The 26552-nt window shown below is 71.7% G+C and carries 24 protein-coding genes; 9 read left to right on the top strand and 15 right to left on the bottom strand.

The window, feature by feature from the left end; all coding sequences use genetic code 11:
- Positions 1 to 103 precede the first annotated feature (103 nt).
- Positions 104 to 1402 (top strand): MFS transporter, encoded by a 1299-nt coding sequence (locus tag ABD329_RS15200; RefSeq protein WP_344316490.1) that lies wholly within the window; start codon positions 104 to 106, stop codon positions 1400 to 1402.
- Between the two features lie 143 nt (positions 1403 to 1545).
- Positions 1546 to 2238: a carbon-nitrogen hydrolase family protein gene (locus ABD329_RS15205; RefSeq protein ID WP_344316492.1), complete on the top strand. Its 693-nt coding sequence runs from the start codon at positions 1546 to 1548 to the stop codon at positions 2236 to 2238.
- On the opposite strand, the gene ABD329_RS15210 is transcribed toward ABD329_RS15205, so the two are convergent.
- A complete protein-coding gene (locus ABD329_RS15210) occupies positions 2231 to 2917 on the bottom strand; it encodes a hypothetical protein (RefSeq protein ID WP_344316493.1) in 687 nt (228 codons plus the stop codon). The genes ABD329_RS15205 and ABD329_RS15210 overlap by 8 nt on opposite strands.
- Before the next feature lie 61 nt (positions 2918 to 2978).
- Positions 2979 to 3506: a hypothetical protein gene (locus tag ABD329_RS15215; protein ID WP_344316494.1), complete on the bottom strand. Its 528-nt coding sequence runs from the start codon at positions 3504 to 3506 to the stop codon at positions 2979 to 2981.
- A 290-nt stretch (positions 3507 to 3796) separates the two neighbouring features.
- On the opposite strand from ABD329_RS15215, the gene ABD329_RS15220 reads away from it, so the two are divergent.
- From ABD329_RS15220 to ABD329_RS15230, 3 genes are all read left to right on the top strand, one after another.
- Entirely contained in the window at positions 3797 to 4441 is a 645-nt protein-coding gene (locus ABD329_RS15220; protein ID WP_344316495.1) for a hypothetical protein, read from the top strand.
- Positions 4442 to 4572: 131 nt separating this feature from the next.
- Entirely contained in the window at positions 4573 to 5724 is a 1152-nt protein-coding gene (locus tag ABD329_RS15225; RefSeq protein WP_344316496.1) for a sensor histidine kinase, read from the top strand.
- The gene (locus ABD329_RS15230) at positions 5721 to 6437 is read left to right on the top strand and encodes a response regulator transcription factor (RefSeq protein WP_344316497.1); all 717 of its coding nucleotides are present in this window, start codon (positions 5721 to 5723) and stop codon (positions 6435 to 6437) included. The genes ABD329_RS15225 and ABD329_RS15230 overlap by 4 nt, the downstream gene beginning before the upstream one ends.
- A 70-nt stretch (positions 6438 to 6507) precedes the next feature.
- Here the strand turns inward: ABD329_RS15230 and ABD329_RS15235 are convergent, their stop codons facing one another.
- The 3 genes from ABD329_RS15235 to ABD329_RS15245 form a co-directional block, all read right to left on the bottom strand.
- Positions 6508 to 6978 carry a MarR family winged helix-turn-helix transcriptional regulator gene (locus tag ABD329_RS15235; RefSeq protein WP_198281895.1) on the bottom strand — a complete coding sequence of 157 codons (471 nt, stop codon included), beginning with the start codon at positions 6976 to 6978 and terminating at the stop codon, positions 6508 to 6510.
- The gene (locus tag ABD329_RS15240) at positions 6978 to 8420 is read right to left on the bottom strand and encodes an MFS transporter (protein WP_198281896.1); all 1443 of its coding nucleotides are present in this window, start codon (positions 8418 to 8420) and stop codon (positions 6978 to 6980) included. The genes ABD329_RS15235 and ABD329_RS15240 overlap by 1 nt, the downstream gene beginning before the upstream one ends.
- A 91-nt stretch (positions 8421 to 8511) precedes the next feature.
- Entirely contained in the window at positions 8512 to 9510 is a 999-nt protein-coding gene (locus ABD329_RS15245) for a LacI family DNA-binding transcriptional regulator (protein WP_214665758.1), read from the bottom strand.
- Between the two features lie 236 nt (positions 9511 to 9746).
- On the opposite strand from ABD329_RS15245, the gene ABD329_RS15250 reads away from it, so the two are divergent.
- From ABD329_RS15250 to ABD329_RS15260, 3 genes are all read left to right on the top strand, one after another.
- Complete coding sequence (locus ABD329_RS15250) at positions 9747 to 12722, top strand: alpha-L-fucosidase (RefSeq protein WP_198277972.1); 2976 nt, start codon at positions 9747 to 9749, stop codon at positions 12720 to 12722.
- Between the two features lie 22 nt (positions 12723 to 12744).
- Positions 12745 to 14211, top strand: a complete 1467-nt coding sequence (locus ABD329_RS15255) for a glycoside hydrolase family 28 protein (protein ID WP_198277973.1) — start codon at positions 12745 to 12747, stop codon at positions 14209 to 14211.
- A 157-nt stretch (positions 14212 to 14368) separates the two neighbouring features.
- Positions 14369 to 16018 (top strand): alpha/beta hydrolase, encoded by a 1650-nt coding sequence (locus tag ABD329_RS15260; protein ID WP_198277974.1) that lies wholly within the window; start codon positions 14369 to 14371, stop codon positions 16016 to 16018.
- Positions 16019 to 16103: 85 nt separating this feature from the next.
- Here ABD329_RS15260 and ABD329_RS15265 read toward each other — a convergent pair whose 3' ends face one another.
- Positions 16104 to 16853 carry an SDR family oxidoreductase gene (locus tag ABD329_RS15265; RefSeq protein ID WP_198277975.1) on the bottom strand — a complete coding sequence of 250 codons (750 nt, stop codon included), beginning with the start codon at positions 16851 to 16853 and terminating at the stop codon, positions 16104 to 16106.
- A 155-nt stretch (positions 16854 to 17008) separates the two neighbouring features.
- The gene (locus ABD329_RS15270) at positions 17009 to 17914 is read right to left on the bottom strand and encodes an AraC family transcriptional regulator (protein ID WP_198277976.1); all 906 of its coding nucleotides are present in this window, start codon (positions 17912 to 17914) and stop codon (positions 17009 to 17011) included.
- 208 nt (positions 17915 to 18122) lie between these two features.
- Here ABD329_RS15270 and ABD329_RS15275 point away from each other — a divergent pair, with 208 nt between their 5' ends.
- Entirely contained in the window at positions 18123 to 19535 is a 1413-nt protein-coding gene (locus tag ABD329_RS15275; protein WP_198277977.1) for an alpha/beta hydrolase, read from the top strand.
- A gap of 31 nt (positions 19536 to 19566) precedes the next feature.
- On the opposite strand, the gene ABD329_RS15280 is transcribed toward ABD329_RS15275, so the two are convergent.
- The 8 genes from ABD329_RS15280 to ABD329_RS15315 form a co-directional block, all read right to left on the bottom strand.
- Positions 19567 to 20355, bottom strand: coding sequence for a putative hydro-lyase (locus tag ABD329_RS15280; protein ID WP_198277984.1), 789 nt, complete (start codon positions 20353 to 20355; stop codon positions 19567 to 19569).
- A 32-nt stretch (positions 20356 to 20387) separates the two neighbouring features.
- Positions 20388 to 21722, bottom strand: a complete 1335-nt coding sequence (locus tag ABD329_RS15285) for an MFS transporter (RefSeq protein ID WP_344316498.1) — start codon at positions 21720 to 21722, stop codon at positions 20388 to 20390.
- 147 nt (positions 21723 to 21869) lie between these two features.
- Positions 21870 to 22322: a VOC family protein gene (locus ABD329_RS15290; RefSeq protein ID WP_198277979.1), complete on the bottom strand. Its 453-nt coding sequence runs from the start codon at positions 22320 to 22322 to the stop codon at positions 21870 to 21872.
- 86 nt (positions 22323 to 22408) lie between these two features.
- Positions 22409 to 23347 carry a 5-oxoprolinase subunit C family protein gene (locus tag ABD329_RS15295; protein WP_198277980.1) on the bottom strand — a complete coding sequence of 313 codons (939 nt, stop codon included), beginning with the start codon at positions 23345 to 23347 and terminating at the stop codon, positions 22409 to 22411.
- Positions 23344 to 23988 carry a 5-oxoprolinase subunit B family protein gene (locus ABD329_RS15300; RefSeq protein WP_198277981.1) on the bottom strand — a complete coding sequence of 215 codons (645 nt, stop codon included), beginning with the start codon at positions 23986 to 23988 and terminating at the stop codon, positions 23344 to 23346. The genes ABD329_RS15295 and ABD329_RS15300 overlap by 4 nt, the downstream gene beginning before the upstream one ends.
- 110 nt (positions 23989 to 24098) lie before the next feature.
- A complete protein-coding gene (locus ABD329_RS15305) occupies positions 24099 to 24902 on the bottom strand; it encodes a LamB/YcsF family protein (protein ID WP_198277982.1) in 804 nt (267 codons plus the stop codon).
- Complete coding sequence (locus tag ABD329_RS15310) at positions 24899 to 25603, bottom strand: GntR family transcriptional regulator (RefSeq protein WP_020873163.1); 705 nt, start codon at positions 25601 to 25603, stop codon at positions 24899 to 24901. The genes ABD329_RS15305 and ABD329_RS15310 overlap by 4 nt, the downstream gene beginning before the upstream one ends.
- Positions 25604 to 25699: 96 nt before the next feature.
- Positions 25700 to 26449: a dienelactone hydrolase family protein gene (locus ABD329_RS15315; RefSeq protein WP_344316499.1), complete on the bottom strand. Its 750-nt coding sequence runs from the start codon at positions 26447 to 26449 to the stop codon at positions 25700 to 25702.
- Between the last annotated feature and the right edge of the window lie 103 nt (positions 26450 to 26552).

Below are 26552 nucleotides of genomic sequence, written 5' to 3' on the forward strand. Positions count from 1 at the left end.
TACCATCGAATCTCGTTATTCTTACCAGACCTCTTGATATTTCTCCCGGCTCGCTTGAGTATCTGCGGTCGTACTCCGTCATCCCCGCAGAGTGGAGGAAGCGATGCCGAAACCCTTGGTCCTGGGCTATCTGGGCGTACTCCTGTTCATGATCGGCGACGGTGTCGAATCCGGCTTCATCGCTCCGTACATGGCCGATCACGGCGCGGCGACGGACGTACGGGCCGGGTACGTCATCACGGTCTACGGCATCGCCGTCATGCTGGCGTCGTGGTTCTCCGGCGCGCTCTGCCAGGTGTGGGGGCCGCGCCGGGTGATGTGGACGGGCCTGGCGATCTGGGCCGTCTTCGACGCCGCGTACCTGCTCTTCGCGCTGGGCACCGAGAACTACCCGATGATGCTGATCTTCTACGGCATCCGGGGCTTCGGCTATCCGCTCTTCGCGTTCGGCTTCCTCGTATGGATCACCAACACGGCGCCGAAGGCCCGGCTGGGGACCGCGGTGGGCTGGTTCTACTTCGCCTTCACGGGCGGTCTGCCCACCCTCGGCTCGCTGTGGTCGAGCCTGACGATCCCCTCGTTCGGCCGGCTGGGCACGCTGTGGTCGGCGCTCGTCCTCATTCTCATCGGCGGCGCCATCGCCCTGGTCGGCGCCCGGCGGAGGCCCGGCGGCGACCGGATGGCACCGCCGGAGGTCACCACCGGCGAGAGCCTGCTCAACTCCGTCTCCATCGTCTGGACCCATCCGCGCGTGCTGGTGGGCTGCCTGGTCCGGATCATCAACACGGCCCCGGAGTTCGGCATGCTGGTGTACCTGCCGCGGATCTTCTCCGACGACGTCGGCTTCGGCGAGGACAAGTGGCTCCAGCTGCTGGCGATCATCTACGGCACGAACATCTTCTTCAACCTGATCTTCGGCGTCCTCTCCGACCGCATCGGCTGGCGCACGACCATCGCCGGCTTCGGCGCGCTGGGCTGTGCGATCAGCGTCACGACGCTGTACTTCGTACCGACCTGGCTCGGCCCGGACTACTACTGGGTCGCGGTGCTCGCGGGCATGTTCTACGGCGCGACCCTCGCGGGATTCGTCCCCATCTCGGCCCTCATCCCGTCGATGGCGCCCGAGAACAAGGGCGGCTCCATGGCCCTGCTCAACCTGGGCGCGGGCGGCGCCGCCTTCGTCGGCCCGGCCGTCGCCAGCCTCTTCCTCCCCCTCGTCGGCGCCGGCGGCGTCACGCTGATCTTCCTCGCGCTCTACCTGGTCGCGCTCGTCCTGACACTGACGCTGAAGCTCCCCGAGGAACGCGGCGGCGAGCCGACGGCCCCGAGCGCGGCGGAGGACGGCCGGCGGCCCGGAACCGACACGGCCCCGACCACCTCCTCGCCCGCCACGTCCGCCTGAGCTCCGGGGTGCGGGGCCCCGCGCAGGCAGGCCGAACCATGAGGTCGGCCTGCCGACGCGGCGCCTCCGCCAAGCTTCGGCGAGGTCCGCGGCAGAGGCTTGGATAGGCTGCTCGCACGACTCGGCGAGGGGAGTTCAGGGTGGTGGCACAGCCGTTGAGCATCGCGGTGGCGCAGCCGAGGTGCGCCGCTCATGACGTGGCGGCGAACGCGGTGGCCCACGCGGAGGCCGTTCGGGCGGCGGGCGCGCGGGTGGTGGTCTTCCCCGAGATGTCGCTGACGGGATACGAACTGGACGCCACGCCGGTCGCCCCGGACGACGAACGGCTGGCTCCGATCGTCGCCGCGTGCGCCGGGACCGGGACCCTCGCCCTGGTCGGCGCACCGGTGGCGGGTCCGCGCATCGGCATCCTGGCGGTGGACGGAGCTGGTGCGCGGGTGGTCTACGGAAAGGTCCACCTGCACCCCAGTGAGGCCATCCACTTCGTGCCCGGGGAGCCCGCCGTGCTCGACGTGGACGAGTGGCGGCTGGGGCTCGCCGTCTGCCGCGACACCGGTTTCCCCGAGCACGCCGCGAAGACGGCGGCGCTGGGGATCGACGGCTATGTGGCGGGCGTTGTGCACGCCGAACACGAGGCCGGGCTCCACGGCGAGCGGGCCCGCCGGGTCGCCGCCGACCACGGTGTGTGGACGGCCACGGCGGCCTTCGCGGGTCCGACCGGGGGCGGCTTCGACCGCACGTCCGGCCGTTCGGGCATCTGGTCCGCGGACGGGGAGCCGCTCGCCGGGACGAGCGCCGCGCCCGATGAGGTCGCGCGGGCGGTCTTCGTCAAGTGAGCCCGGGGCCGGAGCGGCCGCGGGAGTCGTCGCGTCGGAGCCGGAACACCCTGGCCACCCGCTCGGTGAGATCGTCCTCCGTCATCGTGGTGTCGACTTCGACGGTGCGCAGTCGGAGGCGCTCGGCCTCCTCCTCGATGCGCGTGGTGAACATGCGATCCCGTTCGGCGAGGTTGCGGCCGGCCCTCGCCGGATCGCTGGTCCGCCACACGAACCCTTCCCCCGGTACGGACCGGCTCCGGATGGCGGCCTGCCGGAAATCGGGGGTCGGAATGAGCCAGACCGCGTGCTGAGGAGCGTCGAGCAGCGGCCTCACGAGGTGCGGGAGCAGCCGGAACCCCTCGACGATGACGCAGGGCTCCGGCGGCAGGCGGAGGAGGTCTTCGACGATCAGGCCGAAGCCCTCACCCCGGAACCAGTGGAACGTCTCGAGCATGACCTCCGGAGACCGGTTCACCCATCGCTCGTCCATGTCCATGGCGATGAACTCATGCAGGAACGGGGCCTCCTCGGGCGTGGCCCGGTCGGCGTGGTCCCGCATCACATCGTCGGTCGCGTAGAGCCGCCACCCGTAGCGGTCGGCGAGCCGGCGGGCGACGGTCGACTTGCCCGCACCACTTCCGCCACCGATCCAGAAGACGTGGCGCAGCCGCGCCGCGAGCTCCGCGGCGTCGGTCACTTCTTCATCCTGTCCGGGTCGCATAGGCCTCTATTCGTACCCCATGGCCGGGATGACACCGTCAAGTTCCGTTCGGCGCGCCCCCGGGTGTCCGGACGGCGGCCGCTCGCGTGGCGAGTCCGATGGTGCGGGTGAGCGTCATCGCCACGGCCATCAGCAGCAGCGCGTCGGTGAGGGCGTCGGCGGTCACCTGGTGATCGGCCATCCAACGGCCCAGCTGCCGGGCGAACCAGTGCTCCGATCCGTACGAGAACGCGGCCCGTGCGCCGATCACGACGATCCACAGCGCCGCGTAGGCGAAGCCCGCGCGGCTGACCGGCTTGCCGGTCGTGGGGCTGGCGTAGACCGTGGTGAAGGTCACCGCCAGCAGGCCGACGAGCAACCCCGCGACGACGGCGGCGAGTTCGAGCGCCAGGCCGGAGCCCTGGGTGGCCGGGCTCTTGATGAAGAGGGGGACGATCGCGGCGGTCATCAGCGGCGGCCGCAGGATGCGCAGCTTCCCGATCTTGCGGTGGGGCCCGAGGTCCGCCTCCAGGACGGCGATCAGGACCGCGGCGTTGATGATCATGGCTTGACCGATGGTGGACATGGGATGGCGAGCCTCTCGGTGGACGGTTTGCCGGGGATTCGGCTCGCTCAGGTTGGTGCCGGTACGCGCTCCCCCGCGCCGTAGCAGGGGGTGACCTCCGGGGTGATCGCTTCGGCCGCCCGGTGGTACCGGTCCGGCGCCGGTACCACCCGAGGGTCACCCCGCGGATCACCCCGCGGATCACCCCGGAGGTCACCGCTCGGGGTGACGCGGTGCCCCGCTCGCCTTCCTAGCCTCGGGGCGAGTCAACAGGCCTACGCGACCGAAGCGTGGCCGACGGGAGTCCTCCAGTGAACGTGCTGCAAGTGCTGGCCGCGATCGCCGTCGTGATCTTCGTCATCGCACGTCAGCTACGCGGCGAGCCGCTGCGCGGCAAGCGGCTGATCCTGCTTCCCGCGATCCTCGCCGTCGTCGGATTCGCCGGCCTCGGCAAGGGCGGCCGCCACCTGACCACGACCGATCTCGCATGCCTCGTGATCAGCGGGGTGATCGCGGTCGGAATCGGCACCGCCCAGGGCGCGCTGCTGCGGTTGGAGCCGCGCGACGGGGTGCTGTGGTCGCGGATGCCGGTGTACGGACTGTGGCTGTGGCTCGCGCTGGTGGTCTCGCGGGTCGTGATGACGGTCGTCGCCATGGCGCTGCACGCCCCCGTGGCGGGCTCCTCGGCCCCCCTCCTGGTGCTGCTCGGCCTCAACCGGCTCGGCCAGGCCGCCGTCGTCACACCGCGCGCCCTCGCCTCCGGTGTGCCGTTCGCGCCGGAGAAGGACGGCCGCCCCTTCGATGTGCGGGGTGCGCTGGCGGGACTGCTGGGCGGGTCGGGCGACCCGTCGGCGCCCGGCGCGGAACGGCCCGCGCGGCAGCCTCGGCCCACGGGATCGTATGACCGGTCGGCGCGTGACGGCCTGCGCGACCGGGGTCGCCGGGGACGACGATGACCGGACGGCACCCGGAAGGCGCCCCCGCGGGCCCCACACGGGACGACGGAACAGCCGGACCCTCGGCCCACCATGACGAGGTACACCCCGGCGCCGCGACCAAGCGGTCCTGGGCTCGCTATCCTGCATCCGTGCTGCGTACGGTGTCATGGCTGATGAGGGTCGGCGCGTACGTCTTCATCGGCCTGCACACCCTCGCGCGCCCTCCGGCCGGGGCCGGGGCGGTGCCCCTGGCCGTCGTCGCGTACGCGCTGGGCGGCCTGGCGCTGCTGCTGTGGGAGCTCACCCACGCCCTCGGCGAGAAGGCCGCGCGGCACGCGCCGCGGATACGGATCCTGCTCGGGGCCGCCGCCGCCCTCGCCGGCTACGCCAGCGCCTTCCCGCACGCCGGAGCGCTCATCGGCCTCTCCCTGATGGCCGTGATGCACCTGGGCACCGAGCCGAGCCTTCCGGTGGGCTGGGCGGTGGCGGGCTGCACGGTGGTGGCCCTGGAGACCGGGGTCCTGGTCGCCGGGGCGAGCCGCGGGTTCGCACTGGGCTATCCGATGCTGGTGGCCCTGGTCCTGGTCGCGAGCCACAACCGGCGCGCCTATCGGATACGCGCCGAGCAGTCGGCCGCCATGCTCGCCCAGAGCGAGCTGCTCCGCGCTGAGCAGCGCCGGGTGGCCGTGCTGGACGAACGCACCCGGATCGCCCGTGAGATCCATGACGTACTGGCACATTCGCTCGGCGCCCTGAGCATCCAGATCCAGGCCGCCAGTGCCCTGTTGACGGATCACGGGGACGTCGACCGCGCGGTCACCGTGCTCGACGGAGCGAGGCGATTGACCGCCGACGGGCTCGCCGAGACCCGCCGCGCGGTGCACGCCCTGCGCTCCGACCTCGCGCCGCTCGACGAGGAACTGGCCACGATGGCGGACACCCACCGGCAGCGGCACGGCGTTCCGGTACGGCTCAGGGTGGAGGGCGAGCCCTCCCCGCTCCCGGCCGACCAGGCGCTCCCCCTCTTCCGTACCGCGCAGGAAGCCCTGACCAACGCCGCCAAACACGCCCCCGCCCAGCCGGTGGAGGTCGCCCTGGCCTACGAGGACGAACACGTGACGCTCACCGTCGACAACCCGCTCGGCACACCATCATCCCCCCGGCGAGCACCCGCGTTCGCCACCGTCGACGGCGGCTACGGCCTCACCGGGATGCGCGAGCGCCTGCTGCTGCTGGGCGGGACGCTCGACGCGGGCGTACGGGACGGACAGTGGCGCGTCCGGGCCGGGGTGCCGCGATGAGCGCCCAGGACACCCGGCCGCTGCGGATCGTGGTCGCCGACGACCAGGCCAGCGTCCGGGAGGGGCTGGTCCTCATGCTCGACCTGCTGCCGGACATCGACGTCGTCGGCTCCGCGGCCAACGGACAACAGGCGCTCGACCAGGTCGCCGAGCACCGCCCGGACGCGATCCTGCTCGACCTGCACATGCCGGTGCTCGACGGCACCGAGGCCACCCGCCGGCTCACCGCCGACCACCCCGAGGTCGCCGTCGTCGTCCTGACCACCTACGCCGACGACACCTCCGTCCTGGAGACGCTCCGGGCCGGGGCGCGCGCCTACCTCACCAAGGACGCGGACCGCCTGCACATCGCCCGTACCCTGCACAGTGCCGTGGCGGGGCTCTCCGTCCTCGACCCGAGGGTCCAGGCCACCCTGCTCGCCGCGGCGAGCGCCCCCAGCACCCCTCGCCCGCTCGACACCCCTTCCCCGGGGCCCGATGCCCCTTCCCGGGACCCCGACGCCACCAACCAGCCGCTCCCGGACGGCCTCACCCGTCGTGAGGCGGAGATCCTCACGCTGATGGCACGCGGCATGACCAACGCGGAGATCGCCGCCACCCTCTTCCTGAGCGGCAACACCGTGAAGACCCACATCAACCGGGTCTTCACCAAGACCGGCTCCCGCGACCGCGTCGCGGCCACCCGCTACGCCCGCGACCACGGCCTGGACTGACCCAAACCCAAAAGCCCAAAACCCAAAGCCACCAGATGCCAGACGCCATCAGCTCATCGTGGAAGTTGGCTCATCGCAGAAGCTTGGCCACCACCCGGTCGAGCGCCTGGATGTCCTCGGGAGGCAGCGCGAGCAGGGCGTCGGGCGGAGTGGTGAGGATCGCGACGGCGCGGGCGGCCAGCGCCTGGCCGTCATCGGTGAGATGGACCAGCTTGGACCGGCGGTCGGCCGGGTTGGTGATGCGTTCGGCGAGGCCGCGCCGTACGAGATCGTCGACGATGACGGAGGTGTAGGGCGGGTCCGCGCCCAGCCGCTCGGCCAGTTCGCGAAGGGTGATCGGACCGGCGGCGAGGCGGCGCAACGCCCTGACGCGGCTGAAGCTCATGCCGAGGCTCTCCGCGACCGCCTTGCGGCGGTTGTAACGCTCCATCAGGAGCGTGTTCAGCCCCAGCCAGGCTCGGGCCGCCGTCCTGGTGGTCTCGTCGTCCCGTTCGTCCCGCCCGTCCCCCTCGTGCGGCTCGTTGTCATGTGGGCGCTCCATCAGACGTTCACTGTCTCCTTGGTCTCCTCGGCGGCGAGCCGCTTCGCCGTGCGCTGGGCCGTTGCCCGGGCCCAGCGGCCGGAAGTGAGCGTACCCATGACCAGCACCGCGGCGCCGCAGCCGGCGATGATCCACCATGCCGTCCGTGCCGCGTCCGTGAAGGCCGCCGGGTCCGTGTGCGCTCCCCCGGCCATGAGGGCGCCGATGACGGCCACGCCCAGGGACTGCCCGGTCTGCCGGCTGGTGGAGGCCACCGCGGCCGCGACACCGGCCTGCGAACGGGGCATCCCCGAGACGGCGGTGTTGGTGATGGGCGCGTTGACCAGTCCGAAGCCGGTGCCGAAGAGCAGATACGCGACGACCAGCAGGGTCACCGGAAGGTGCGCGGAGTAGGTGAGCGCCTGGAGCACGGCGCTCGCGCAGAACGCCGTCCCGGCGAGCAGCAACGGGGTACGCGGCCCCCGGGAGGCCACCATGCGGCCGGACACGGGTGCGGTCAGCAGCGCCATGACCGCCATGGGCAGCATGAACAACCCGGCGTGCAGCGGATCGAGTTGCCGCACATCCTGTAGGTACAGGGAGCTGACGAACAGGAAGCCACCCAGACCGGCGAACGCGGCCACCGCGATCACGGTGGCGCCCGAGAACGGCGCGGAACGGAAGAAGCGCAGGTCGATGAGCGGGTCGGTGCGCCTCGGTTCGTACCACAGCAGCCCCAGCAGCGCGCCCAGCGCCGCGGCGGCGCACCCGGCGACCACGGGAGAGGTCCAGCCCAGGTTCGGCGACTCGATGATCGCGTACGTCAGCGCGACGAGCAGCACCACGACGAGCGCCTGCCCGACCGGGTCCACCCGGCGAGCCCGCGGCGCCCGCGACTCCGGCACATACCTGCGGGTCAGGAAGAGCGCGGCAAGTCCGATCGGCACATTGAGCCAGAAGATCGACCGCCACCCGGCCGACTCCACCAGCGCGCCCCCGATGATCGGCCCGGCGGCCATGCTGATGCCCACGACGCCACTCCACACACCGATGGCGCGGGCGCGTTCCCGGGGGTCCGTGAAGGTGTTGCTGATGATCGACATGGCGACAGGGTTCAGCATCGACCCCCCGACCGCCTGAAGCATCCGCGCGACGACCAGCCAGCCGAGCCCGGGCGCCAGGCTGCACAGCAGCGAGGCCGCGGTGAAGATCACCAGCCCGGCCTGAAAGGTGCGGCGACGCCCCACCCGGTCGGCGGTCGAACCGGAGAGCATCAACAGACTCGCCAGCACCAGCGTGTAGGCGTCGACCGTCCATTGCAGCCCGGACACCGATGTGTGCAGGTCGCGCTGGATGGAGGGCAGGGCGACGTTCAGGATCGTGTTGTCGAGACTGACGATCAGCAGGCTCATGCAGCAGATGGCCAGCACGAGCCATCGTCGCCGAGGAGCGAGATCCGGCATGAAGGGCCTCCATTTAATTGTGTTGCCATAATCATTATACAGACACAACTAAACGAGCCGTCGTCGGTACGGAGCACGAGCACCCACCACGTCAGGACGACGCGCGTACCACCAGGCGTGGCACGATCACCGTCTCCCCCGTTGCGGCACCAGTGAGCTGCGCGGCGACCTGCCGCACCGCGGCCCGGCCGAGGAGTTCCTTGTCGACCGTGAGCGTGGTCAGCGGCGGGTCCACGAGCCGGCTCAGCGTCAGGCCGTCGCATCCGACGAACGCGCAGTCCTCCGGCACCCGCATTCCGTGGTCGCGGGCGCGGCGCATGGCGCCGATGGCGATGAGGTCGTTGTAGGCGAGCACCGCCGTCGCCCCGAAGCCGTCGGCCAGCACGTCGTCCATGGCCGCCGCCCCGCCCTCGAGGGAGTTGGCCGCCGGGAACACCCACGTCTCGTCGGCGGGCAGCCCGTGTTCGGCGGCGGCGCCGAGGAACAGCGAGTGGCGGGTGCCGTGACCGCCGGCGTCCGGGCGGCCGCGGTCGTCGAGCATCGCGATCCGCCGGTGGCCGCGCTCGACGAGGTGGCCGACCGCATGCCGCATACCGGTGGCGAAGTCGATCCGCCCGCCGCTCACGCCCGGCGGCCGGTGCTCGTTGTCGAGGAGGACGAAGGGCATGCCGGAGCGGTGGATGAGCTCGATGGCGCCGGGGTCGAGCAGAAAGGCGACACACGCGTCCACGTGGTCCACCACGGTCCGCGCCACGGCGGTCTCGCGTTCCAGGGCGGAGCCGGTGCTGTAGATGGCGACCTGCCAGCCCCGTTCGTCGGCCGCCGCCAGCACACCGGAAACCACCTCGGGGAAGAAGGGGTTGAGCACATCCGCGATGACCAGGCCCAGCGTGGTGAGGCGCGGGCCGACCATGCCACGGGCGAACCGGCTGGGCCGGTACCCCATCGACTGGGCCACCCGCAGCACCCGCTGCCGCGTGGCGGGGTCGATCTCCGGTTTGTCGTTCACCGCGCGGGAGACCGTCTGCCGGGACACCCCGGCCGAGCGCGCCACATCCTCGATGGTGATGCGGCGCGGCCTGGCGCTCATGGGCACGGGCCCCACCCCTCTCCCCACCCTCGGACGTAGGTCACGACGTGGCACTCGGGACCGCTCACGGGGGTGCTCCCCGACGCGCTCCTCCTCGATCATCACCGCGCCGACGACGGGCGTCAACGGAACCCCACAGCCGAACACCCCAACCTCGCACACATATTGACACGGCGGCCGGGTGGGCCGGACAGTGCTCCGTGAACGCTCACGGGAACGTTCACGGAGGACAGGACATGCCCACGCCGAGGATCCCGCTCCGCCCCATCCACATCCCTGCGACGCGCACCGCCGGTGCCGCACGCGCCACCCGCTCCCGGTGGCGCGCGCTGTGCGCGGCGGTCGTACTCGCCCTGGCCATCGGCCTCCTGGCCACCCCGGCCAAGGCCGAGGTCCAGCACCCCCGGCAGGAGTGGCTGCGCCAGTCCACCGCCGGGCTCTTCCTGCACTGGGGCATGTTCACCCACCCCCAGCACCGCGACTGCGCCACCTGGGAGCGCGATGTCACCGAGGGCGGCTGGAACGCCGACTACTGGGTGGACGAGGCGCGCAAGCTCGGCGCCTCGTACATCGTGCTCGCGACCTTCCACAGCAGGCTGGGCTACGCCCGCCCCTGGCCCTCGAAGATCCCCGGCAGCTGCGCCACCGAGCGCGATCTGCTCGGCGAGCTGGTGGCCGCGGCCAAGGCCAAGGGCGTGCACATCATCCTCTACATGACCGACGACCCGCAGTGGCACAACGCGGACGGCGCCGAGACGCTGGATTCGGCCGCCTACTCGGCCTACAAGGGCCAAAAGGTGGACCTGACCACGCGCCGTGGCTTCGGCATGTACAGCTACGACCTGTTCCTCGAGGTCATGGACAAGTACCCGGACCTGTCGGGGTTCTGGATCGACAACGACAACGAGTACTGGGAGGAGAACGGTCTCTACGAGAAGATCCGCGAGCGCCGTCCGGACTGGCTGCTGAGCAACAACAACGAAGACACGCCGATCATGGACACGGTCAGCAATGAGCAGAAGACCGGCATGACCCCGGCGTACGACTACCCCGCCGCGGTGACCGTTCCCATGCCCCGGCTGACCGAGGCCGACTACAAGCTGCCGACCACCGGCGACTGGTGGTACGACGGCGGCGACCACGAGGTGGACGCCCGCCTCAGCACCGGCCGTTACATCACCAACGCGGGCTCCTCGATCAAGTCGCTCATGGCCGAGACACCCATGGTGAACGGCAAACTCCCGCCGCAGCAGGAGGAGTTCAACGACTTCATGGGCAAGTGGGTCGAGCCCATCCGGGAGTCGGTGTACGGCGTCGAGGGCGGCGGCTACATGTACGGCGGTATGCAGCCCGGCTTCTGGAACGACGGCGCCCACGGCGTGGTCACCGTGGGCCGGGGCGAGAACGGCGACCGCACCCAGTATGTGCACGTGGTCACCCGGCCCCGTACCGACATGGTGCGGCTGGGTGACAACGGCTACACCGTGCGCCGGGTCACCGATCTGCGCACCGGCGAGGCGATGCGGTTCAGCCAGTCCGGTGGCCATCTGTCGATCCTCGGCATCCAGGACTGGGATCCGTACGACACCGTCTTCAAGGTCGAGACCGACGGCCGACGGCCCCTCTACCCGCAGTCGGGTGTCGGCGCCACCGCCACGTCCGCGCGCACCGGCCACCCGGCGGCCGACCTCGCCGACGGCGACTACGAGACCTACTGGGACAGCGACGGCAAGCTGCCCGTCTCCGTCACCCTCGACCTCGGCGGGCGCAAGCACGCCACGGCGCTGGCGGTGAACCAGCGCGAGTGGTCCCCGACGCACGCCCGGTCGTCCTTTGGCCGCCCCGAGGACTCCGCGCGCATCAAGGACTACCGCGTCTACGCCAGCGGCGACGGCAAGCGCTGGACCCAGGTGCGCTCGGGCACCCTGCCCAGTGCGCGCGGGGTGCGCACCATCGACATCGGCGACCGCACCGCCCGCTATCTGAAGCTGGAGGTGCGCAGCCTGTGGGGCGGTCCGCAGGCGCCGGAGTTCCACAACCAGCTGCGCATCGACGAGATCCAGGTGGCGTACGGCCACGCGAAGACCACCCGCACCGCGCTGCCGCTGGAGGCGGAGGCACGGCGGAACCGGCCGGCGGGCGCGGCCCACTCCGTGGCGTGCGGCGCCTGCTCGGGCGGCCGGCGCGTCGACGGCCTGGGCGGCGGACCGCGCAACTCCGTGACGTACCGCGATGTGCGCGCACCCGAAAACGGCGACTACCGGCTCCAGTTGGACCACACCGCTTCGGCCGACTCCGCCCTGTCGGTGAGTGTCAACGGCGCGGCGCCGGTCGAGGTGCCCGTGGCCGCGGACAGCTCCGAGGTGCCGGAGAGCACAGCGGTGTCCGTGCCGCTCAAGGCCGGTGCCAATACGGTGAAGGTGTACAGCACCGCACGCCGCGGCCCCGGCCTGGACCGGATCGCGGTGGCCCCGCTGCCCCCGGCCTCGTACACCCCCAAGACCACGCTCACCGTGCGGCCCCACGGTCTTCAGTGGGTCGGCCCCGGGCAACGGTCCCTCACGGTCACCGCGACGCTCCGGCTGGACGACGACGAGCAGCTCGACAACGTCAGCCTCGCCCCCCGGCCGCCGGCCGGCTGGACCGCGGACGGCGCACCGGTGACGGCCCGGTCGCTGCGGCTCGGCCAGACGGTGCGGGGCACCTGGACCGTCACCTCCCCGCCCGGCCAGGACGCCGGGTCGGCCGACATCCCCGTCACGGCGGACTACGCGCTGCTCGGTCGGCAGAAGTCGGTCTCGGACCAGGTCCGGATGCGGCCACTGCCCGCCGGCCGGATCTGGGCCCGTGAGGCGGAGGACTCGGCCAACCAGTTCGGCAGCACGGGCATCACCAGCTGCGGGCCCTGCTCCGGGGCCGAGAAGGTGCGCAACATCGGCGGCGACGAGCGGGCGGCCATGGTGTTCCCCGATGTGGTCGTCCCCGACGGCGGGGAGCACACACTGCACCTCGACTACACGGTCAACGGCACCCGCTCGTTCCAGGTGAGCGTCAACGGCGGCCCGGCGGCCGAGGTGACGGTGACCGACACCGGGAACACCACGCCCCGCACGACCACCCTGCCCGTCACCCTGAAGCCCGGCGCCAACACCATCAGGATCTCCAACGACACCGAGTCCGCGCCCGACCTGGACCGGATCTCCGTCAGCTAGAGCGTTGCCAAGGAGGCAGGCCATGCATCCGAGACCTTCCCGCCGCGCGGCGCTGCGCACCGGCGGTCTGCTGGCGGCGGGCACGCTGCTTCCGCCGCTGTCCGCGGAGCAGGCGTACGCGGCCACCGCGAACACGGGCCTGGCCACCCCGAGCACGGACGCGGCAGCCGCCTACACCGGGGCATGGCGCGCGGTGCCGGGGATCCTGGCCCGGATCAGGCCGCCCGCCTTCCCCCGGCGTACGTTCAGGGTCACCGACTACGGCGCGGTCGGCGACGGGCGGACGATGAACACCGCGGCCTTCCGGGCCGCCATCGCCGCCTGCCACCGCGCGGGCGGCGGCCATGTCGTGGTCCCCGAGGGCCGGTTCCTCACCGGCGCGATCCATCTGCGCAGCCGGGTGGACCTGCATGTCGCCGAGGGCGCCACCATCGCCTTCAGCCCCGATCCGCGCGACTTCCTGCCGGTGGTGCTCACCCGCTGGGAGGGCACCGAGGCGTACAACTACTCGCCCTTCATCTACGCGTACGGCGAGCGGGACGTGGCGGTCACCGGCTGCGGCACGCTCGACGGGCAGGCGCGGCTCGGGCCGTGGGAGAGCTGGTACCGCGACGGCGGACCGCAGGCGGCCGACCAGAAGCTGCTGCGCGAGATGGGCTCCACGGGGGTACCGGTGGCGAAGCGCGTCTTCGGCGACGGCCACCACCTGCGGCCTAAGATGGTGCAGTTCTACCGCTGCCGCAATGTCCTGGTCAGCGGCCTGACCATCGTCGATCCGCCGATGTGGACCGTACATCCGGTGCTGTCGAGCAATGTCACCGTGCGCGATGTCACCGTGGACAGCACGCTCTACAACACCGACGGTTGCGACCCCGAGTGCTGCTCCGATGTGCTCATCACCGGCTGCCGGTTCAACACCAACGACGACTGCGTGGCCGTCAAGTCCGGCCGGGACGAGGACGGCCACCGGGTCGGCGTGCCGAGCCGGAACATCGTCGTGCGCGACTGCCGGTTCTCCGGCCGCTGGGGCGGGATGACGGTCGGCAGCGAGATGTCCGGCGGGGTGCGTGACATCTTCGCCGAGGACTGCGCGATCAACCCACCGGACTTCCCCGGCCGTTACCCCGTCAAGTACGCGCTGTACGTCAAGGCGAACAAGAAGCGCGGCGGCACCGTCGACGGTGTGCACATCCGCAACTTCACCGGGCAGGGCGTGGAGCGGGACATCGCCTTCGTGACCATGGACTACAACGGTGGCGAGGACGGGACGCTGCCGGTGTCCATACGGAACATCCACCTGGACCGGATGGAGATCGACGGCGCCCAGGCCGTGCTGCGGCTGGTGGGCGTGGAGACCGACCATCTGCGCGGTGTGCACCTCTCCCGCTCCGCGTTCACCGGCATCCGCGACCCCGACAGCGTCGTCCACACCGACGACCTGACCTTCCGGCGGGTGTTCGTCAATGGCCAGGAGGTGCCCCAACCCTGAGGGCGGCGCGGGCGGGCCGTACAACCATGGGACCACACACGGCCGTCACATCCCTCCCAAGAGGGAGGGGAGTTGGAGACGCACGGCCGATGTTCCCCGGCGCACACCACCTGAATGATCGTTCCTGTCCCGATACGCGACCGGAAGGAACGATTTCGTGCGTAGACGAGGTCTCGCGCCGCTGTTGGCCATCGGTGTCACGGCAACGTTGGCTCCCGCGCTCGCCACCTCCACGGCGAGCGCCGCCCAGCCCGGCACCGCCCAGGCCGGCGCCGCCCAGGCCGCCGCCCCGGCGTCCACCACCGCGAGCGCACTGGACCCGTACGTCAAACAGAAGCCCACGTGGCAGCGGTGCGAGGCCGACAAACCGGCGGAGTACCAGTGCGCGACGATCAAGGTGCCGCTGGACTACCGGGCTCCCGGCGGCAAGCGGATCGACATGGCCATATCCCGGATCAAGACCACCACACCGGACAAGCGGCACGGCGTGCTGCTCGCCAACCCCGGGGGCCCCGGCGGATCGGGGCTCGACATGCCGCTTCAGATGAGGGAAATGCTGCCCGAGTCCGCCCGGCAGGGTTACGACCTCATCGGCTTCGACCCGCGCGGGGTGGGCCGGTCCACCCCCGTCACCTGCGGCCTGACGACGGAGGAGGAGAACTGGCTGCGGCCGTACAAGGAGGCGACGTTCGACAAGGACGTCGCCTGGGCGCGGGATGTCGCGCGCAAGTGCCGTGAGAAGTCGGGCGCCACGCTCAAGCACATCACCACGCGCAACACGGCGCGGGACATGGATCTGCTCCGGGCGATCCTCGGTGAGAAGAAGCTCTCGTACTTCGGCTACTCGTACGGGACGTACCTCGGCGCCGTCTACACCCAGCTGTTCCCGAGCCGGGCCGACCGGATCGTGGTGGACAGCGCGGTCGATCCGGCGCGCGCCTGGCGGAAGATGATCCAGTGGTGGGCGGAGGGTGCCGAGCCCGCGTTCGACCGGTGGACCGAGTGGGCCGCCGAGCGTTCCGAGAAGTACGGCCTCGGCGACACTCCGAAGAAGGTCGACCGGACGTTCTGGGACCTGGTCCAGCGGGCGAACGAGAAGCCCATCGAGATGGACGGGGAGAAGTACACCGGCGACGACGTCCGGAGCATGATGCGCCGCGCGGTCTTCACCGTGCGGGAGGGCACCGACCTGGTCGTGGAGCTGAAGAAGGCCGCGGAGGGCAAGCCCGCCGCCGCGGAGAAGCTCCCGGATCCGGCCGGAACGCCACGCCTGGCCGCCCCCGCCGCCGATGTACCGAGCGACAACACGACCGCGAGCTTCTGGGCCGTGGTGTGCAACGACAACTCGGCCGCCTGGTCCCGCGACCCCGAGAGCTACCGTCGGGACGCCATCGAGGACAAGGGACGCTATCCGCTCTACGGCGACTTCGCGTCCAGCATCAAGCCCTGCGCGTTCTGGGACAGGTCGGTCGAGCGGGCCACCGTCGTGAACAACAAGGTCGGCTCGCTGGTCGTGCAGAACGAGTGGGACTCGCAGACCCCGCTGCCCAGCGGTCAGGCCCTGCACGCCGATCTGAAGGGCTCGAGGATGCTGACGGTCCTCGGCGGCGAGGGCCACGGCGTCTACCCGAGCGGCAACGCGTGCACGGACGGCACGGTGGCGGACTACCTGACCACCGGCAAGCTGCCCGCGAAGGACGTGACCTGCGAGGCGACGGGCGACTCGAACGGCGGCGCCCAGAAGGACCGGAAGCGGGACGTCCGTCCCGGGGCCCCGCTTCCGCAGCGCTCCCCGGACCGCTTCTGACGGCGGGCGCCTGACGCACAGGGGACGGGGCGGAACCTCCGGGAGGTTCCGCCCCGTCCACGCCGGTCCCGCGCCCGCCGACCGGTCACTTCGCCTGGTCGAGCCGGACCGCGTCGGGACCGGCGGGGAAGCGCAGTTGGCCGGTGGTGTCGTGCACGGCCCGCCACACCGTCTCGGCCACGTCGCTCTCCTTGGTGAACTCGTCCTGGCCCATGAAGTCGTCCATGGACTTCTTCGCGAACGCCGCGTAGGGCGCCGGGACCAGCTCGTGCAACGGGACGTCGTTCGTCGCCCTGGCCCCGAAGTTCGTCGTCAGGCAGGCGCCCGGCTCGACCGTCTTCGCCCGCACACCGAAGGGCGCGAGTTCGAGTGCGAGGGATGAGGTGAACCCCTCGACGGCGGTCTTGCTCGCCTTGTAGACGGCCGTGAGCGGCATGTGTCCCAGCACCACGCTCGAGGTCACATTGACCACCACGCCGGAGCCGCGCTCGCGGAACTGGGGCAGCACGGCCCGGGTCGTCGCCATCACACCGAAGGTGTTGGTCTCGAACACCTCCCGCACCTGGGTCATGGAGATGCCCTCGAACACCCCCATCGACGGGATGCCCGCGTTGTTGACCAGGGCGTCGATGGGCCCCGCCGCCTCGAGCGCGGCGGCGATGCTCTCGGGCCTGGTCACGTCGAGCTCGACGACGCGGAGCCGGTCCGACTCGGGGAAGACGCCCGGGCGTGGCGTCCGCATGGTGGCGATGACGTGCCACCCCCGCTCGTGGAAGTGGCGGGCGATCTCCTTGCCGTACCCGGACGACGTACCAGTGATCAGAACAGTGTTCATGGTGTGGCCCCTGCGATGTGGTGGGATCCGCGGAGGAACAGGCGGTTCCTGCTCCGCGGTCGGGCTTGCACTCCCATTGCACCGCTCCGACCTGCGGAAACGATAGAACTATCCTCGCCCGCACCTGCACGATCCTCCCGGTGGCCCGGCCCCGCTCACGGCAGGACGCCCGCGGGGGTGCGTACGGTGCTCCGCAGGCGGGCCGCGTCCCGGCTCGGGGGTGCGCCGAACTGTCGGCGGTACTCCCGGCTGAACTGCGACGGGTTGTCGTAGCCGACCCGCTGACCGACTCCGGTGACGTCGTTCGGGTGGGTGGCGAGCAGCAGCCGGGCCTCCTGGAGCCGGATCTGCTTCTGGAACTGGATGGGGCTCATCGCGGTCACCGCCTGGAAGTTGCGGTAGAAGGCGGAGACACTCATGCCGGACCTGCGCGCCACGTCCTCGACCCGGAACGGCTCCGCGTAGTGCTCGCGGATCCAGCGCACGGCCCGGGAGATATGGCTGAGGCCGCTGTCGGCCAGACCGAGCTGCCGAACCGTGGCCCCCTGCTCACCGGTGATCACCCGCCACAGGATCTCGCGCTTCACCAGCGGCGCCAGTACGGCCCGGTCGCGGGGCTCGTCGAGCAGGCGCAGCAGCCGGACCACCGCGTCGAGCAGCGCCGCCGGGGCCTCGCTGACGGCGATCCCCGACGGAACGCCTCCGCCCGCGCGGGGGGTGTCTCCGGGACCGGCTCGCAACAGCAGCTCGGCGACGGCGGACGGCTCCAGCGTGAGGCCGAAGCCGAGGGCCGGCTGCTCGGGGTCGGCCTGGGTGAACTGTCCCGTGACGGGCAGGTCGACGGATGCCACCAGATACTGCCCGGGTCCGTAGGCGTAGACCCGGTCGCCCAGCGCGAGGCGTTTGCTGCCCTGGGCGATGACCGCGAGCACCATGCCGGACATGGAGGGCGCCGGCGGATCCGGCCGGTCGACCTTCGAGACGAGGACGCCGTCGATGGCGGTGGTCCAGTCGGGCCGGGCATGCCGGGCCAGCAGGGTGCGGAGCTCGTCGAGGGACATGGGTCCATTGCAGCACCACGGCCTCGTCCGGCCGTGCACGTTGGAAGCCGTGCACGTTAAGAACACAACTCCCTGCTCAATGGTGTCGGCGGAACAGGTGTCCTTAACATCGCAACGCCTGGCGCGAGGGAGCGCCACTGAGGTCAGGAGCGTCGCTGTGCACAGCTCGAGCCGTAACGTACCGTCCTTTCCGCGAAGCCTGACGCGTATGCGCCGCACCGTGGCATCGGCCGTCGGCATCGCGGGCATCGTCGCGGGGACGCTGGGCAACGCCGGTCCGGTGCGGGCGGCCCAGCCGCGCCCCGCGCCGGTCGCGTGCCCGGCGAGCGTGGGCGACAGGGCCACGTGTTACACGGGCGAGGACGGCAACGGGGCGTACTACGCGATCGCCATCCCGAAGAAGTGGAACGGGTCGCTGGTCGTCCACTCCCACGGCGGCCCCGACCTGGGCGAGGGGTCCGATCCCGAGCGGAGCGTCGACGATCTGGACCGCTGGTCGGTGATGGTGTCCGAGGGCTATGCCTGGGCGGGCTCGTCGTATCGGCGAGGTGGCTACGGAACGCGCATGGCGGCCGCCGACACGGAGAATCTGCGCCGCCTGTTCGTGGCGGACTTCGGCAGGCCCGAGCGGACCTATGTGCACGGCCAGTCCTGGGGCGGAAACGTCGCCGCCAAGGTCGTGGAGACGTACGGCAGGAAGAACGGCCCCTACGACGGCGCCCTCCTCACCAGCGGTGTCCTGGGCGGCGGCTCCCGGGGCTACGACTATCGCGTCGATCTGCGCGTGGTCTACCAGTACTACTGCCGCAATCTGCCCCGCCCCAGCGAGCCCCAGTACCCGCTGTGGCAAGGGCTGCGTCCCGGGTCGACCCTGACGACGGCCGGGCTGCGCGCCCGCCTCCAGGAGTGCACCGGCTACGCCTCCGCGCCCGAGGAACGCACCGCGCGGCAGCAGCGCAATCTCGCTGACATCCTCGCCGTCACCCGCCTTCCGGAGCGGACGCTGGAGTCCCACTTGCGCTTCTCGGTGTTCACCTTCCGCGACATCGTGCACAGCCGGCTCGGCGACCGCAATCCGTTCGGCAACCGGGGCGTGTGGTACTCCGGTTCACACGACGACGCGGCGCTGAACGCGGGCGTCGAGCGCTTCTCCGCCGCCCCCGACGCCCGGCGTGACCTCTCCTACGACAGCGATCTCACCGGCCGCGTCTCCATCCCGGTGCTGACGATGCACGCCATCGACGACCCCACGGCATTCGTCGAGCACGAGTCGGCGTACCGGGCGACCGTCGATGGCGCGCACCGCGGGAAGAACGTCGTGCAGACCTTCACCAGGGAGAGCGAACACAGCGAGCTGAGCGACGCCGAGTACGCCGACTCCATCGCCGCGCTGGACTCCTGGGCGCGCACCGGAAACAAGCCCACACCGCGGTCCATCGCCTCCGCGTGCGCCACGTTCGACCGCGTCTACGGCACCGGGTGCTTCTACGACTCCGCCTTCCACCCCAAGCCCTACGCCTCTCATGTCCGGCCCCGGCCGGGCGGGCTGACCTGGCCGGCCATGACGTCCGCCCAGGAGCGGGCCTGGAGCCGGATCGACGGCGTGGGCATCGCTCCCTGAGCCACCCGCCGCCGGACCGCGGAGGGCCCGTTCACCCAGGTGCCGGACCCGCGTCGACGGTGTGGTCGAAGACGAACATATGACCCGGGTAGTGGGTGATGGCGTACCGGGCCCGGGTGGCGGGGAGCGCCAGTTGGGGTGTCACCCCGCAGGCCCAGAACACCGGGACATCACCGTCCTCGACGACCGGGGAGGGGCCGAAGTCCGGCCGGGCCAGGTCGGCGATGCCGAGCCCGGCCGGGTCGCCGATGTGCACCGGCGCCCCGTGTCCGGCCGGATAGCGGGCGGTGATCTCCACGGCGCGCGCCACCAGCCGGGCCGGTATCGCGCGCATGCTGACCACCAGCGGCCCGGACAGCCGCCCGGCGGGGCGGGTGGCCACGTCGGTGACGTAGACGGGCGGCGCCGCGGACTCCGGCGCGTACCGGACCGGGACGCCCGCCGCGCGCAGCGGACCCTCGAAGGTGTGGCTGCAACCGAGGAGGAAGCCGACCGCGTCCGGGCGCCAGTGGGCGGTGATGTCGGTTGGTTCGGCGGCCGGTTCACCGTCGTGCCAGACCCGGTAGCGCGGCAGGTCCGTCCGCAGGTCGGCGACGGTCGTGCCGAGCCGCACCACCGGGTCGCCCGGCTCGGTGACGGCGAGAACGGGGCAGGGCGCGGGGTTGCGGGTGCAGTACAGCAGGAAGTCGAAGGCCAGGTCACGCGGGACGATCACGAGGTTGGCCTGCTGGTACCCGTCCAGCAGACCGGCCGTGGGCCCGGTCCACCGGCCGTCCGCCACCAGGCGCCGCAGCGCCGCCGGGGTGGCGGGTGTGTCCACGGGAAGGCCGTCCACGGAAGGGACCGGGGCCGTCACGCCAGTTCCCCGTGGCTGGACTCGGTGACGGTGCGCAGCGTCAGCAGGGCGACGACCACGGCCGCCATCAGCAGGAATCCGGGGGCGAGCAGACTGCCGGTGGCCGAGATCAGCCAGGTGGACAGATAGGGGCTGAGCCCACCGCCGACGATGGTGCCGATGTTGAAGCTGAACGAGAGCCCGGTGTACCGCACCCGGGTCGGGAACAGTTCGGCGTACGTCGGGTACGTGACGGACTGGACGATCGGCATCGGCAGGGCCAGCACCACCATGGCCGCGACGGCGAGCGGGAAGCTGCCAAGACCCATGACCAGCATGGCGGGGACGACCAGGACCGCGTACCCGGCGAAGCCGATGGTGATGAGCCGCTTGCGGCCCCAACGGTCCGACAGCGCCCCGCACACCGGCATCAGGACGGCCACGAACAGGCTGATCCCGCCCATGATCCAGAAGGTGGAGGACTTGGGGTAGCCGAGGTCGTTGGTGAGGTAGATGTTCATGAAGATCAGGCCGACCCAGTAGCCGCAGTTGGAGCCGATGGCCAGCAGGGTCACCTTCAGCACCGGGCCGCGGTGGCGGGTGAACACCTCGGTCAGCGGCGCCTTGGCGGTGGCCCGCTCCGACTTCGCCGCGAGGAAGCTCTCGGAGTCCGCGAGCCGGTTGCGGGCGATCAGGGCGACGGCGATCAGGGGCAGCGAGAGCAGGAACGGTATCCGCCATCCCCAGGCTTCGAGCTGGCGCTCGCTCAGCGCGGTCGTGGTGACGCCCGCGACCAGCGCCGCGGCCCCGCCGCCGAGGGCCACCCCGACCGGGGTGAAGGCCCCGAAGAAGCCACGCCGCCCGGCCGGGGCCGACTCGGCGAGATAGGTGGCCGAGCCGGTCACCTCACCGCCCGCGAAGAACCCCTGCGCGAGCCGCACCACCAGCAGGGCGACGGGCGCCGCCACGCCGACGGCCTCGGCCGTGGGCAGCAGCCCGACGGCCGCGGTGGCGCCGCCCATCCCGGTCACGGTGAGGATCAGTACGGGCTTGCGGCCCACCCGGTCCCCGAGCCGGCCGAGCACGATGCCGCCCAGCGGCCGCATGAGGAACGCGCTGCCGAACACCGCGAGCGTGGCCAGCAGGGCGGCGGTGGGGTCGTCCCCGGGAAAGAAGTGCGGGCCGATGACCACGGCCAGATAGCTGTAGACGCCGAACTCGTAGTACTCGATGGCCGTGCCGGCGGCCGCCGCCACCGCCGCCCGGCGCGGGCCGCCGCGCGTCGCGGTGGCCACGGCGGCCGCGTCCCCGGTGTCTCCGGGTGCGGTTGAGGCCGTTGATACGCTCGTCATGGGTTCCTCCGGGTCTGACATGTCCTTTGGCCGGGATGTGCTGTCAGTGCCGCCGGTACGGCGCCGGGGGCCCGTACGACGGTCATCCGCGGGACCAGTCCTCCTGCTGATGACCGTCGTCCTGCCGGGCCGGGCGCCGCACTGCGGTCAGACGGCGAAGAGCTGTCCGAGGTCGGCGAAGGCCTTGAACTCCAGCGCGTTGCCCGCCGGGTCGAGGAAGAACATCGTCCACTGCTCACCGGGCTCGCCCTGGAAGCGGACGTACGGCTCGATCACGAACTCCGTGCCCGCCGCGGTGAGCCGCTCGGCCAGCTTCTGGAACTCCGGCACCGGCAGCACCAGGCCGAAGTGCGGCACCGGCACCTGGTGGCCGTCGACCGGGTTGGTCCCGGCGATGCCGTCGCGCCGCGCCCCGGACGGACCGTCGCCGACCTGGTGGGTGACGACCTGGTGGCCACCGAAGTTCCAGTCGATCCACTTGGTGTCCGAGCGGCCCTCGGCGAAGCCGAGCACCTTGCCGTAGAACTCCCGGGCGGCGTCGATGTCGTCCACCGGGATGGCCAGGTGGAAGGGGACGAGGGAGTCGGGCTGAGCGGTCATGTGAGTGTCTCCTCGAGGTTTCTCAGGGTGTTTCAGGGGGGTCAGTGGGTTGATGGGGGTCAGTGGGTTCAGTGGGTTCAGTGGGTTCAGTGGACGGGGGCGAGCCGGAGTTCGTCCCCGGGGAGGGTCTGGCCGACGAGGTCGATGTCGGCGTCGGTGACCACTCCGATGACGGGGTAGCCGCCGGTGACCGGATGGTCGGCGAGGAAGACGATCGGCTCGCCCGACGGCGGCACCTGGATGGCGCCGCGCATCGTCCCCTCACTGGGCAGGTCGACCGAGCCGATGGCCAGCGGCGGCCCGGTCAGCCGCGCGCCCACCCGGTCGCACTGGGCGGAGACCCGCCAGCGCGTGGTGGTGAGCCGGTGCAGGTCCGCGGCGTCGAACAGCTCGTGCCGCGGGCCCCAGCGGAACCGGACGGTGGCCGGGCCGCCGCTCGGGACCACGCTGAACGCCAGCTCCAGCGGGACCGCCGGAACCGGGCGCACCGGGCCCAGCCCGTACTCCGCCCCGGCGCGCACCGGATCGGGGCCCAGCCCGGTGAGGAAGTCGCGCGAGGCCGACCCCAGCACCCGCTCCGCCTCGATCCCGCCGGAGACGGCGAGGTAGGTACGGCAGCCCGCCCAGGGGCGGCCGATGGCGAGCACCGATCCGGCGCGGAGCCGCAGCCGTGGCGCGCCGTCGACCGGCACCCCGTCGACCGTCAGCGGCACCGGGGCCCCGGTGACCGCCACCTGGCGGGTGGTGGAGAGGGTGATCGCGAGGCCGCCGAGGGTGGCCTCCAGGGCCGGGGTGTCCTCCGGGTTCCCGGCCAGCCTGTTGGCGAGGCGGAAGCTGCGCCGGTCCGCCGGGCCGGAGGCGGGCACGCCCAGATGGGCCATTCCCGGACGGCCCAGGTCCTGCACGCTGGTCGCCGGCCCCGGCCGGACGACCGTCAGTACGGCGGGCTCGGGACCGGTGCCGGGGCCCGGCGACCGGTACCGGGTACGGACCCGGCGGCCCGGGGCGGCGGAGGTGACCGTCATGGCGTCACCGCCTCGAAGACGATCCGGTCGCCGACCGCGAGCCGGTTGGGCGGATCGGCCGTCACGTCCCACAGCCGGGTGGTGGTGACGCCGATCTGGTGCCAGCCGCCGGGGGTTCCGCCGGGGTAGACCACCGTCTGGTTCCCGGCGATGGCCACCACCCCGGCGGCCACCCTCGGGCGCGGGCTGGACAGCCGGGGCAGCCGGAGGCTCTCCGGTACGCCGTCCAGATACGCGAAGCCGGGCGCGAAACCGAAGAAGCCGACCCGGTACTCCCCCGCGCCGTGCCGCCGCGCGACCTCCTCCGGGGCCAGGCCGAGGCGTTCGGCGACCTCGGGCAGGTCGGGTCCGTCGTAGCGGACCGGGATCACGATCCGCCTGCCGGGCGGCGGTCCGGTGGGGTGGGCGCCGGGCCCGTCGAGCACGGTGCGCAGCCCGGCGGCGAGCTTGTCCATCCCGGCGGCGGTCTCCGCCACCACCAGCACGGTCGCGGCGGCGGGCACGACCTCCCGCAGCCCCGAGGCCCAGGGCTGGGCGCGGATCGAGGTGGCGACCTCGGCGGGGAGCCGGTCCGCGCACTCGATCAGCCAGCCCCGGTCACCGGCCCTCCGCAGGATCGTTTTTCCTGATGTCGTGCTCACAGACTTCACGGCCACGGACGCCACGTCCGCAGGGGGCGAGTCCGCAGGGGGCGAGTCCGCAGGGGGCACGTCCCCAGGGATCAAGTCCGCAGGGGGCACGTCCGCCGGCGTCACGGCCGCACCCCGACCCGGTCCGCGGCGGCACCGGGCGGGCCCACCGCGACACCCCCCGACGCCAGCGCCTCCCGTACGGCGGCGGCCAGCCCCACGGCGCCCGGGGTGTCGCTGTGCACGCACAGCGCGGCCAGCTCCCCGCCGTCCGGGGCGATCCGTACGACGCTGCCGCTCACCGAGACCACCGTCCCCGACTCCGCCATCCGCAGGGCGCGTTCGGCCGCCTCGGCCGGGTCGGTGATCAGGGCGCCGGGCGCGGAGCGGGGCACCAGCAGCCCCTCGTCGGTGTAGCCGCGGTCGATGAACCCCTCGGCCAGCGGGCGCACCCCGGCCTCCAGCGCCCGCGCCCAGACGGCGGTGCGCGGCTGGCACAGCAGTGGCAGCGTGCTGTCGTACAGCGCTACGGCCTCGACGATCGCGGCCGCGTGCCCGGTGTGCCGGGCCGCCGCGTTGTAGAGCGCGCCATGGGCCTTCACATAGCTGACGCGACCGCCCGCGAGCCGGGCGAACACCTCCAACGCGCCCATCTGGTACAGGAGTTCGTTGACCAGCGTGGCCGGCGGCACGTCGATGAAGCGGCGGCCGAAACCGGCCAGGTCGCGGTAGGAGACCTGGGCCCCGATGGCCACGCCCCGGGCGGTGCTCGCCTCGCAGGTGCGACGCAGGATGTCGGGGTCTCCGGCGTGGAATCCGCAGGCCACGTTGGCCGCGGTGACCTGGTCCAGCAGCTCGCCCTCGTCGGCCGGCCCCCAGACCCCGAACCCCTCGCCCACATCGGTGTTGAGCGCGAGGGCGGTCACCGGGCCGACTCCGCCCAGTACGCCTGGAGGGCGCCGCTGCTGTTCTCCCAGGCCGTGTGGAGCCCTTCCTGGCCGCCGTCGATGTGCGCCGTGATCTGCCGGGCCAGCTCCTCCGCGTCCCCGTCGGCCAGCGCCTGGACCATCGCGGCGTGCTCATGGTGGACCCGGCCGTACGCCGAAGTGCCATGGACGTAGAACCGGGAGTACGGCTCCAGCCGGTGGTACATCTGCGAGATGATCTCGTAGCGCATGGGCAGCCGGGACAGCCGGTACATGTCCAGGTGGAAGGCGAGGTTCGTCCGCGACCAGATGTCGGCGCCGGACCCCGCGGCCCGCTCCATCGCGGTCGCCATCTCCTCGAACCGGCTGATGTCGCGCCGGGAGACCCGCTCGGTGACATGCTCGGCGAAACTCGGCTCGATGAGCCGCCGCAGGTTGTAGATCTCGTCGATCTCCTCGAGGTCCAGCACCGTGACGAACGTGCCGCGGCCCGGCGTCGAGCGCAGCAGACCCTCGCTCGCGAGGGTGCGCATGGCCTCCCGCAACGGGATGCGGCTCACCCCGAAGCGGTCGGCGAGTTCGTCCTGGACCAGTCGGTGGCCCGGCGGGTAGACGCCCTCGACGATCAGCCGGCGCAGCTCGTCGGTGAGGGCGTCGGCGCCTTGGGCATCACCGCGGCGGCCTCTGTCTTCTCGGCTCATATACTGTGTATACAGTGCATGCACCGGATGCGTGAAGGGGTTGGACCGCGGGAAATCCGTCCGTCGGGTTCGGCCTGAACGGACCGGAGCGCCCCCTCAGCCGTTGGCCAGGGCGCGACCCAGGAGCGGGAGCAGCCGGTCCCAGTGGCGTCGCAGCGCCGAGGGGCTGAAGGCATCGGTGTCGGCCATGGTGAAGCCGTGGACGGCGCCGGGGTAGATCTCGGTGGTGTAGTCGACACCCGCGGCGTCCAGTGCCCGGTTGAGTTCGCCGATGGCCTCGGGTGACATATCGCCTTCGGCGAGGCCGATGTGGGCGTGGGCGGTGAGGGCGGGGACGAGGCGGTGCGGGCTGTCGGGCGCGTCGGCCACCAGGAAGCCGGGGTGGAATCCGGCGAGGGCGGCCACCTGGCCGGGGTGGGCCGTCGCGGTGCGCATCGCCAGGGCGGCGCCGATGCAGTAGCCGATCACGCCGACCGGTCCGGCGCCGACCTCGGGCCGGGTGGTGAGGAACCTCAGGTAGGCATCGGCGTCGCGCAGGATCCGTTCGGTGGTGTGCGCCTCGATCAGGGGCATCAGCCGGCCGATGACCGCGGGCCGGACCTCCTCTCCGATGTGTTCGGGAAGTTCGATCACCGGGGCCGGTCCCTGCCGGTAGAGGAAGTTGGGGACGAGCACGTAGTACCCGTGGTCGGCCAGTTCGCGGGCCATCTCCCGCAGTACGGGCCGGATGCCGAACGCGTCCGGGTACAGCAGCACCCCCGGGTGCCGCTCGCCACCGTCGGGGAAGGCGGCGAAAGCGTCGGCCTGACCGTCCGGGGTGGGAATCCGCAGTGTCGTGATGGGCAAGGTGTTCCTTCCGTGGAGTCCGCTCAACAAACGTTTGTCGCACTAACGTTGTCGGCGCGAGCGAACGTACATCGTTAGTCGGACTAACGCAATCGGTAGGATG

This window comes from Streptomyces javensis, assembly GCF_039525925.1.
Lineage (GTDB): Bacteria > Actinomycetota > Actinomycetes > Streptomycetales > Streptomycetaceae > Streptomyces > Streptomyces asiaticus.